The organism is Petrotoga halophila DSM 16923 (genome assembly GCF_002924615.1).
In genome coordinates, this window is record NZ_JALY01000062.1 from 1 (window position 1) to 10,024 (window position 10,024).

11 protein-coding genes are annotated in these 10,024 nt (G+C 35.2%); 5 read left to right on the forward strand and 6 right to left on the reverse strand.

What is annotated here, in order from left to right; genetic code table 11:
- A partial coding sequence (locus tag AA81_RS03035; protein ID WP_211292635.1) for a transposase family protein occupies positions 1–294 on the reverse strand: 294 nt, incomplete at its 3' end.
- Positions 295–361: 67 nt separating this feature from the next.
- Here AA81_RS03035 and AA81_RS03040 point away from each other — a divergent pair.
- The 4 genes from AA81_RS03040 to AA81_RS03055 all read left to right on the forward strand — a co-directional run bounded on the left by AA81_RS03040 (position 362) and on the right by AA81_RS03055 (position 3,327).
- The gene (locus AA81_RS03040) at positions 362–658 is read left to right on the forward strand and encodes a hypothetical protein (RefSeq protein ID WP_103898159.1); all 297 of its coding nucleotides are present in this window, start codon (positions 362–364) and stop codon (positions 656–658) included.
- Between the two features lie 362 nt (positions 659–1,020).
- Positions 1,021–2,046: a DUF3644 domain-containing protein gene (locus AA81_RS03045; protein ID WP_012208261.1), complete on the forward strand. Its 1,026-nt coding sequence runs from the start codon at positions 1,021–1,023 to the stop codon at positions 2,044–2,046.
- A 522-nt stretch (positions 2,047–2,568) separates the two neighbouring features.
- Positions 2,569–3,003 (forward strand): MOSC domain-containing protein, encoded by a 435-nt coding sequence (locus AA81_RS03050; protein ID WP_012208262.1) that lies wholly within the window; start codon positions 2,569–2,571, stop codon positions 3,001–3,003.
- Between the two features lie 123 nt (positions 3,004–3,126).
- Positions 3,127–3,327 carry a DUF6440 family protein gene (locus AA81_RS03055; RefSeq protein ID WP_012208263.1) on the forward strand — a complete coding sequence of 67 codons (201 nt, stop codon included), beginning with the start codon at positions 3,127–3,129 and terminating at the stop codon, positions 3,325–3,327.
- Between the two features lie 71 nt (positions 3,328–3,398).
- Here the strand turns inward: AA81_RS03055 and AA81_RS14835 are convergent, their stop codons facing one another.
- The 5 genes from AA81_RS14835 to AA81_RS03080 all read right to left on the reverse strand — a co-directional run bounded on the left by AA81_RS14835 (position 3,399) and on the right by AA81_RS03080 (position 8,436).
- Positions 3,399–3,509: a helix-turn-helix domain-containing protein gene (locus AA81_RS14835; protein ID WP_146050331.1), complete on the reverse strand. Its 111-nt coding sequence runs from the start codon at positions 3,507–3,509 to the stop codon at positions 3,399–3,401.
- Positions 3,510–3,608: 99 nt separating this feature from the next.
- Positions 3,609–4,658, reverse strand: coding sequence for an ACR3 family arsenite efflux transporter (gene arsB / locus AA81_RS03065; RefSeq protein WP_103898160.1), 1,050 nt, complete (start codon positions 4,656–4,658; stop codon positions 3,609–3,611).
- A 134-nt stretch (positions 4,659–4,792) separates the two neighbouring features.
- Positions 4,793–5,155, reverse strand: coding sequence for an ArsR/SmtB family transcription factor (locus AA81_RS03070; protein WP_103898161.1), 363 nt, complete (start codon positions 5,153–5,155; stop codon positions 4,793–4,795).
- Between the two features lie 133 nt (positions 5,156–5,288).
- Entirely contained in the window at positions 5,289–6,323 is a 1,035-nt protein-coding gene (gene mcrC, locus AA81_RS03075) for a 5-methylcytosine-specific restriction endonuclease system specificity protein McrC (protein WP_103898162.1), read from the reverse strand.
- Positions 6,316–8,436, reverse strand: a complete 2,121-nt coding sequence (locus tag AA81_RS03080) for an AAA family ATPase (RefSeq protein ID WP_103898163.1) — start codon at positions 8,434–8,436, stop codon at positions 6,316–6,318. The genes mcrC and AA81_RS03080 overlap by 8 nt, the downstream gene beginning before the upstream one ends.
- A gap of 241 nt (positions 8,437–8,677) precedes the next feature.
- On the opposite strand from AA81_RS03080, the gene AA81_RS03085 reads away from it, so the two are divergent.
- Positions 8,678–9,865 carry an MFS transporter gene (locus AA81_RS03085; protein ID WP_103898164.1) on the forward strand — a complete coding sequence of 396 codons (1,188 nt, stop codon included), beginning with the start codon at positions 8,678–8,680 and terminating at the stop codon, positions 9,863–9,865.
- The last annotated feature ends 159 nt before the right edge of the window (positions 9,866–10,024 follow it).

The following is a 10,024-nucleotide window of genomic DNA, read 5'->3' on the forward strand; positions in this document are numbered from 1 at the left end:
TTTGAATTTTTGTTCCACAAAGTCAAGAGGTTCAGCAAACGTCTTTTTCTTACACTCTTTGTTTTCACAGAACATCTTTCTTCTTATTACAACTATCGTTGTTTTTTTACCTTGTATCGGTAAATCTTGAAAGCTTCTTTCATACCTTGAATGTACTTTTTTGGATGGTTTCCCACAATATGGACAGATTACTTCTTTTTTAGCTGATTTCACCCAAATTGTTATTCTATCTCCCGATACTTCATGTTTAACGTATTCTAAGTTCTCATCCAACAACTTAACTATTTCTTCCATCCCTCTCATCCTCTCTCAAGTGATTTTCATCCATTGTATCACCAGAGGCTAATCAAGTCAACCGTTGATGGAAAGAACCACTTTTCGTTTAGTAAATGCGGTCGAAAAGAAGCTTGTCGAAAAATTTAAAATAGATACTGATCAAAACAAACAGTTAGGTCAAATTATAAATGCGGCTTACCCTGATGAAAAGGATATTGCGCAAATACGTAATCGAATTAGACTCACATCTAAGAAGACTTTGATAAACGAGTTTAACCATTTTCAAGGAAATTTAAGTATTTTTCAACCTGCAATCGATATAACGGACCAAGCTCTTGATAAGGAAAGGGTGGATATCACTAATTTTGTAAACAGCTTATAAAAATTAATACACTAAAACGCTATAATATTTCTTCTCTTCGAGTGGTTGCTGTGGAAAAAATGTTTAAAATAAAGGTTCCAAAATTCTAGAATATGAAATTATTGCAAGAGGTATATAATATATTTGATGCTACGAAAGTTTTTAGTTTTGTTATTTAGTAGAGCATAATTTTTAACAATTGAAATTGTTATACCTTTTAAAAATTTGATGCATCATTGATGGCCTTGAAAAACAATTTGCTGTATAAATATATATATATAAGAATTCATTGAAATTCGTTGCCTTATCTGAACTCCGAGATACCCTACTTCCCAATCTAATTAACAGCGAAATTAGAGTCAGAATGTGAGGGGGGACAAATTATGGGTAAGGGTAATACAATTAAAAATCTATTGCAAAATTCTATTGCTGCCTATTTTGCTGCTATTGAGATACATAATAAGCCTAATATTACTTATCGTTACGAAACAACTACCTTGCTGCTCATAAATGCATGGGAACTAATATTAAAAGCTTTTATCAGAAAATATGTGAAAAGCAAAGATATTTTTGAAAATAATCGCCATACAATCCCGTTTAATAAAGCAGTTAAATATGTAAATGATTATTTGAACAAGAAAAAAGCAAATAGTTTTACTGCTGTTGAAGAAAATCTATGTATCATAGAAGAATATAGAAATAAAATTGTGCACTTCTATCAAGACTCTCTCGAGATGCTAATTTTTTCACTGATTGCGCGTTGTGCATTAAATTACGTTGAATTTGTTAAGGAGCATTTTTCGAGAGACATAATAGCTGAACAAGGGTTATTCATTATGCCTCTAGGATTTAAACAACCATTCAAACCTGAAGATTTTTTATCTAAAAAAGCAATAGATAACGTTCCTTCTAAGGAAGGAAAGGATTTCATCGATAACATCGTAAAAGTAATCGAAGATCTGAAAGAACAAAATATTGAGGATTCAATTGTTTTACCTTTTAGTGTTTATATAGAGAACGTTAAAAAAATAACTAACAGTGATGTATTAATTGCATTAACATCACCAGATCAAGCAGACGCGAAATTAGTAAAAGTGACCAAATATCAGTCTGTGAACGATCCCAGCGCCCTGAAAGTATCTTTATCTGACGACGAAATTTTTAATAAATTTCCTTTAACGTTTACTAATGTCCGTGATAAGTGTCGGGAAGAAATTCCAGGTTTTAAACAAAAGAAAGATTTTTATAATATTATGGATAAAATAAAAGAAGACCCAACCTTAAGTTATAAGCGAAAACTTGACCCTAAGAACGAGAGATCATCATCAAAATATTTCTATTCCGAATTGGTAATAGATGAAATAAAAAAAGAATATAATCAAAGTAATGAACACCATACTCAAACTTAATCTTAACTTTGACCGTTGGACCTTGTTTTTAGTAAACTGAATGTAAAAAAGTGAATTTGTAAGGGTAAAATAACTATTTTTTTCGTAGCAACATTTTTAAAAAGCAGAAAAAGTTCAAAACACTATTTTCTCAATTATTCATGCCTGTTTTAAAATTCTTACGTTTTTATAACTGTCAAACTCAGGAAAATACAGAACCACCCTGACGTAAAAAGCTTACAGTAGGCTATGTTTGCCGAAGTGTACTCTGCCACTAGGATGTACCAGACTGGTACAACATCCTTTTTATACTCTTAAGGCACGTTGAGTCAATAGTATTGATGACGAGGATAGGTTAACTATCTAATACAGCTCTATAGTCAAATTCACTTAATCCCCAAACTGTTTTCTTACCTTATAATAACCAGCTATAAATGGAACCTATGGTGTTTAAATCTTTGTAAAGCCAAAAAACTGAGAACCACCTTTTTCCACCTATTTTAAGTTTCTTATCCATACATATTATACGAGGAGGAATAGGATATGGCAAGGGTTACGGCAGTTAATATAAGCCAGAAAAAGGGAGTGATAAAGGAGCCGATACCTTTGGGGTATTTCAAGGAAAACCACGGTCTGATGGGGGATGCCCATGCTGGAGAATGGCACAGACAAGTGAGCCTATTAGGCCAGGAAAGTATCGATAAGATTGCTGCATTGGGCATCGAGGGCCTTAGTGCGGGAAAATTTGCAGAGAACCTCACGACAGAGGGTATAGATTTATATAAATATCCCGTAGGGACAAGGCTCAAGATAGGCGAGACAGTAATGGAAATCAGTCAGATTGGCAAAAAATGTCATACAAAATGTGCAATCTTTGAACAAGTGGGTAGGTGCGCTATGCCCATGGAAGGAGTGTTCACAAAGGTAATAAAGGGCGGATATATACATCCTGGAGATGAGATAGAGGTCCTGGAATAATTCAAGGTCTTTTTTATTATGGCGGTTTTCCTATTAAAATGAATTTAATCAATACTCCTGGCAGATTTTTAGTACCATTTTTAAGTTTCACATCCATAAATATTATTCGAGGGAGATTTTTATATGTTTAAAAAACAGAAGAAAGAGGAAAGGTTTGTCATTAAAGAAGAACAATCATTAGGATTAGGTGCTATTTATATCGTTGTTGATACTCGAACTGGAGTTAATTATTTAATGAATACTGGTATTGGGCCAAAGGGTATTACACCTTTATTAGATTCAGAAGGTAAAGTAATTGTTGACAAGTTAAGAATAAAGCAATGACGCATATAATGGCAGTCTGTCTGCTCCCACTTCTGGCGCCGAAACTTCAAGTCAAGTCCGTGGCATTGGTGTCAAGGATTGAGGAATAGAAGGACTGTAAATGACTCGTTAAGTTTGTTTATTTGCTTGTTTGTTGGATATATATGAAACTTGTATGTTTTTAACATCCTAATTTCCTTCATATAATTGTATACTTTAATTTTACACAACTTAAAACAGTTTTCATTTCTCCAATAAATTGAAGAAGGTTTCTATTGGATTTTCATAAATCAACCTTTGGTTTATGCATACTTGAACCATTCTTTTGTACTATTTGCAATCTTTACAAGTATCAACATAACAGGGACCTCAGTTAGAACACCAACTATTGTTGCAAGAGCGGCAGGACTTTGTGTACCGAAAAGAGAGATCGCAACAGCGACAGCAAGTTCAAAGAAATTTGACGCTCCAATCATACTGGCCGGTGCAGCAATATCATGCGGCAGCTTTAATGCCTTACTTGAAAAATAGGCTATGAAAAAAACAAGGAATGTCTGTATGATCAAGGGTATTGCAATCAAAATTATGTGTAGAGGGTTATTGAGAATAATATCGCCCTGAAATGAAAAAATAATGACTAATGTCAAAAGAAGTCCAATGGTCGTGACATTTCCAAACTTTGGAATAAATTGGTTCTGAAGATATTCCAGACCATGCTTGCGGATAATATAGTTCCGAGTTATCACTCCACCTACAAGTGGAATGACAACGAACAAAACTACAGACAGAATCAACGTGTCCCATGGGATAGATATGCCTCCTACACCAAGCAGAAATGCTACGATGGGAGTGAAAGCAACAAGGATAATCAGGTCATTAGTTGCAACCTGCACTACTGTATACGCGGCATTTCCATTTGTTAGATGACTCCATACGAATACCATTGCAGTACAAGGTGCAGCTCCCAAAAGTATGGCACCTGCCAGATACTCCTGGGCAAGCTCTACAGGGATAAGTGTTTTGAAAATTACAAAGAAAAATAACCAGGCGATTCCGAACATAGTGAAAGGCTTGATGAGCCAGTTTATCACCCATGTTACAAAAAGCCCTTTTGGATTTTTGCCCACGTTCTTAATACTTTGAAAATCGACCTTCAGCATCATGGGATAGATCATGAACCAGATGAGTATGGCAATCGGTATGGATACATTGGCATACTCGAAGCGTCCGAGAAACTCAGGAATTCCAGGAAGGAATCTACCAATCAGTACACCTGCAATCATGCACAAGATAACCCACACTGTAAGATATTTTTCAAAAAAACTGATCCCTGTATTTTCGCTTTTTTTCATATAACCACCCTTCAAATTCTATTCGATTTTTTGCAAAATCTTTAGGACCACAACCACTTCTAAAAGCTCGCCATAATAGATGACATATCGGTCAAAACTGTGACTGCTCTTCTTTCAATAAAATAATATTAATATCAAATAATTTCAATGTGTTTTTCTGCTTTAAAGTTATCATTAGATGGTTTGGTTTTGCAGCATTTGTTTCCTTTTGCAATCGCTTTAGGGGTTGTTAACCTTTTCAGCAAAGTAGCGGCATACTCACTACCCTTTTCACTAATTGTGTAGTATGTCCATTTCCCATCCTTCCTGCTCTCTACAACACCTGATTCAACCAGAATCTTCATGTGGTAGGAAAGTCCCGACTGCCCCAAATTCAACTGTTCTTGCAAAACACATGCACATTTTTCACCGCTACGAAGTAGTTGAAGTATTCTCAAACGTGTTTCATCGCAAAACGCTTTAAATACTTTTGCCTGTTCTTCATAAACAGTTGCCAAAAATATCACCTCATATCAAAATTATTTGATATGATACTATTATATACATCATATCAAATTTTGTCAATGTGTTTGAAAAAATTTTTGAAGTTGTTAAAGAAGTGTTTAAAACAAAAATTAAAAACTATGATAATTATAATAAAAGCTTCTCTACTATTGCATTTAACTGCTTAGATATGTTGGAAAAGTCCGAATTCAAGTCCAAAGTTTTAACGCTAATACGGTTGCCACCAATAATATAATCGTTATCTGGTACAATATCTTCATCAGTTTTGGCATAAAGCAAAAGACCACTTACATTTCCCGAATGAGTGCTATCCATGTTTTTTACATAAGTGAATATCTGATACATATTTTGAGAGTGAAGTGTCTGGTTGTTGAATAAGCTGTTTGTTTGCATAGTGTGTTCATAGTATTTTGTATCTATAATGAGGGTTTTACCCTTATATCTAAGAGTTATGTCAGATTGCATCTGGGGTAAATATTCTATCCTCCCACTGCCGACATCCCAGTTAATAATCGCGGCTGAAGCGTTAAACTGCGGATAATGTTTGCGGTAATACTCCAATACGAATTTTTCATAAAGCCTGTGCATACGCTGGTCGTCTATATAACGCGCCAACTTTTGGGAGCCGTCTTGTTCAGTCATGAGCATGCTCTCGATAATCAGATAGCAAATGTTCAAGAGCATCTTGTATGTATTGTTATTCCGATGGTATCTTATGCTAGACCACTGAACTTTGCGAAGGTTAACTTCATCAACACTACCAAAATAAAAAATTGCTTTCCTTAAAGCTTTTTTATACTGTGCTGATACTTCCGGGCAGCGTATCAATAGCATGGCAGTAGTTTTGAGAATTTTATTCATGTAGCTGTTTTCTGTAAATTCATCATAATCACAAACAATTTTCTTTTTAAGCATTGAATTTTGTACAATGGAGGTGGAGACATTGATTTTACCTGCAGGTGAAATAATGGCTTCTGTTTTGCTGATATACTCCCTGCTTAAGCCCCTTTTAATTTGGTTGTTGATACCTTTGGCAAGGATCGCCGCAAATAAATCGGAGGCATATTCGAAATCTTCGGTTGCCACCTGCTTATAGCCTTCTTCATTCAAAACTTGAAAAGCATAAGCAAGCATATAGTATATATTCTGAATCCTAATCATATAAATTTAATGCCTCCTTCAACTTTTTTTCCCATAGCGTTATTTTGGATGGTTCATCAAACCAATATTCTCGCAAGAGAGGCAACAATTCAAACTCAACAACATCCTTTAACCAGTTATCGGTTACTTCGCTATTTGGGCATAAATAACTGTGACCAATTCTGAAGCCACTGCCAAGAGACTCATCTTTGCTGATAAAGTCATTTAAAGACTTAATTTGCTCAATCAGGGCGTTAAACTTGGGATTGTTTGCTTGTTGAATAATTGCTTTAAATCCTTCAGAGTCAAAAGCTGGTTCAAGCTCAAAGAAGGCGAATCTCCTTCTCAAAGCGTAATCTATTATGGCAAGGCTACGGTCGGCGGTATTCATCATGCCGATAATATAAACATTCTTGGGAACAGAAAATAATTCGTTGGAGTAAAGAAGGTGTAACTTTTCTCCACGTTTTTCTTTTTCTATAAGCATCATCAGCTCACCAAAAATTTTGCTTACATTCCCTCGGTTGATTTCATCAATGATAAAGAAATAATCTCTTTCATCATCATCCTGTGCCTTCTTGCAAAACTGATAAAAAGGTCCTGGTCTAAGTTCAAACCCATCTTTGGACGGACGGAACCCCATAATAAAATCTTCATAGCTATAACTCTGATGGAATTGAACCATCATGACCCTGCTGGTGTCTTTTTGTCCCATTATAGAAAAAGCAAGTCTTTTGGCAACAAAAGTTTTACCAACCCCGGGTGCGCCTTGGAGGATGATGTTTTTCTTGGTTTTTAAGAGGTTAACCAATGTACCATAGCGCTCAGTATCCATGAAAACTTCACTAAGGAAATCCTCTTCAGTGTAAGGCTCGTAAAGTTCTTCAGTATACTTTTGTCCTACACCCTGATAGCTGCCACTGATAATGCTATCTATGATATCAGCCTGTTCGGTAGTTAATTTAAAGTTTGTATCATTGGGGAAATTAATAATACTCACATTCTTCAGCCGTTCATCAGCTAATAAAACTTCTTTCTTAATAACAGCATCAGTTATTTTATGCGTCAGTTCAATATCAACGACAGGAATTTCCTCTGTATTTATTTTGTCGGAAACATCGTAGCGGTCAGGATCATTGCTTGCTCTGATTTCGGGGTCACATTTGATAATTCCTGAAGCAACAATACCACTTTCAGGGCCTGAAATCCATATATATGCGCGATCTCCTTTTTTAATCTCGTCTTGGTATTGTTTTACGCTCAAGGTTATAACATCAAGATCTTTAATGGCACCGATAACATCATAGTATTTTGGATTACTCTGAAAAATCCATCCCACTTTATTTTTAGCATTTGAAATGCCATTTTTATTCTGATCTCTCGAAGTTGTTATAATCCATGCTGCGTAGGACAATTCAGGGAAACTGTGATGTGGGCTTTCGCTCTTTGCAAAGATTCCTTTACATTCGGAAATGAGTTCTAAATAGGTTTTTGCACTTGGGAGCTGCTTTAAGTCAGAAATTTTAGTAATGCTGGCATAGTAAGGATAGCCTTCTTGTATCAGATAACTCCTGTTACGCTCATCAAGATTTAAATAACAGAAGGGACGTATCCAATACAAACCCATGGTCAAATTCCACTTAATTCCAAGCTGCTTTCTTACCTTATCGTAACATCCTATAAATGCTGTTTTAGAGATTTCCGAAGGATTGTCCGCATAGTTTATTCCTGCGTCAAATACGTCCCAGAGGTTCGAAATGTCATCTTCTTTTCGCTTACTTTTTTCGGTAAAAAACCAAGCTGACATGTTGTTTAATACAGGGATACCATCAAACTCTGTTGGAACTGAAGCTTTAACACCTAGTTTACTACCGATCCCTTTCATCAAAGCAATTCGGTTTTCTGTGGATATCCCTTTATTGAAACAGCCGAATACGGTAAACGGACAAATATCCTCCATTGGCATACCGTCTTTTTCTATAAAGGGATAACGTAATCCTAAATCTTCATAAACGCCTTTTAGCAACACAAGAAGCTGGGAACGTTTATCTTTATATGGCAACAGTTTGTCCGCGAACTCCATGTAAAAAGAAGTCCAGGCAAATTGATTTTTTAATTGAATATTTGAATCCATTATCCTTACACCTCCACTCTATCTAATTATAGAGGTACTCCACTCTAAGAGATTTGAACACCCCTCAAGAACGAGATAGCAAAATTAAGGAAAATATATCTTCTTTTTAATATATTATATAATATAATTTCAACTAAGATGCAGTAATTAATTTTCAAGGTGTAAATCTAATCAGTCACTAAAAATACCTATACTATCATTCTAACCCATTTAAATTTTAAATCAACGGAGAGATTTTAATATGTATTCTATCTTACTAGTGATTATCTATATTTCATTCATCAGTCTTGGATTGCCAGATGCTCTTTTAGGCTCTGCATGGCCAAGCATGTTTCAAACATTAAACGTGCCCGTATCGTATGCAGGAATTATATCAATGATCATCTCTGGAGGAACTATTGTTTCAACATTGTTCAGCGGTAAGTCTATTCATAAACTTGGTACTGGGAAACTAACCACCATAAGCGTTGGAATGACTGCTATAGCTTTGTTTGGTTTTTCTATCTCAACTTCTTTTTGGCATTTGTGTTTGTGGGGGATACCTTACGGTTTAGGTGCAGGAAGTGTTGATGCGGCGCTTAACAATTTTGTTGCCCTACATTACAAAGCTAGACATATGAACTGGTTACATTGCTTTTGGGGAGTTGGAGCCACACTTGGTCCATATATTATGGGGATATTGTTGACTAACGGTTTTAAATGGAATTCTGGATATTTTACTATTTCGTTAATTCAGATTGTTTTAACCTCTGTACTGTTCTTCACTTTACCGCTGTGGAATGAGAAAAAAACAGGTAACAAAACCAAAGAAGAAGAAGAATACAAAAATTATTCTTTAAAAGAAGTTATTACTTTACCTGGGGCAATGTCTATTATGATCGCCTTTTTCTCTTATTGTGCTTTAGAGGCAACTACTGGTTTGTGGGCGGCAAGTTATTTAGTTCTAAATAGAGGTATAGCTGCTGAAATAGCGGCCAAATGGGCTGCTTCATTTTATTTCGGAATTACAATAGGAAGGTTTATATCTGGATTTATAACATTCAAAATGAATAATAAAAATATGATCCGTTTAGGACAAGGAATCATTATTTTAGGATTGTTACTATTGATTCTTCCTTTTAGCAATTATACGGCGTTTATAGGCCTTATTCTCATAGGTTTAGGTTGTGCACCGATATATCCAAGTTTGATACATTCAACACCAAGTAATTTTGGTAAGGATGTTTCACATTCCATTATAGGGGTACAGATGGCTTCTGCATATCTTGGAATAACTCTTATGCCACCCTTGTTTGGATTTTTGCAAGAACATTTCGATATAAGGTTATATCCCATATATTTAACGATATTAGCCTTTCTTATGATAGCGATGGTGGAAAAGGCAAACGGTATATTTGTGAGAAAACCTGTGATCAATAGTAACCCCTGATTTATTTGATATCTTTTGAGTAAATAAGTAACTCATCGCGTTTGTACCACCCTGTTTTTTCCCAAAATGTTTTGCCAATTTCGTTCTCATAATACACAAATAAATGACATTTTATGATACCTTTTTCTTTTAAACTGTCTAAAACCAAGTTTACCAATT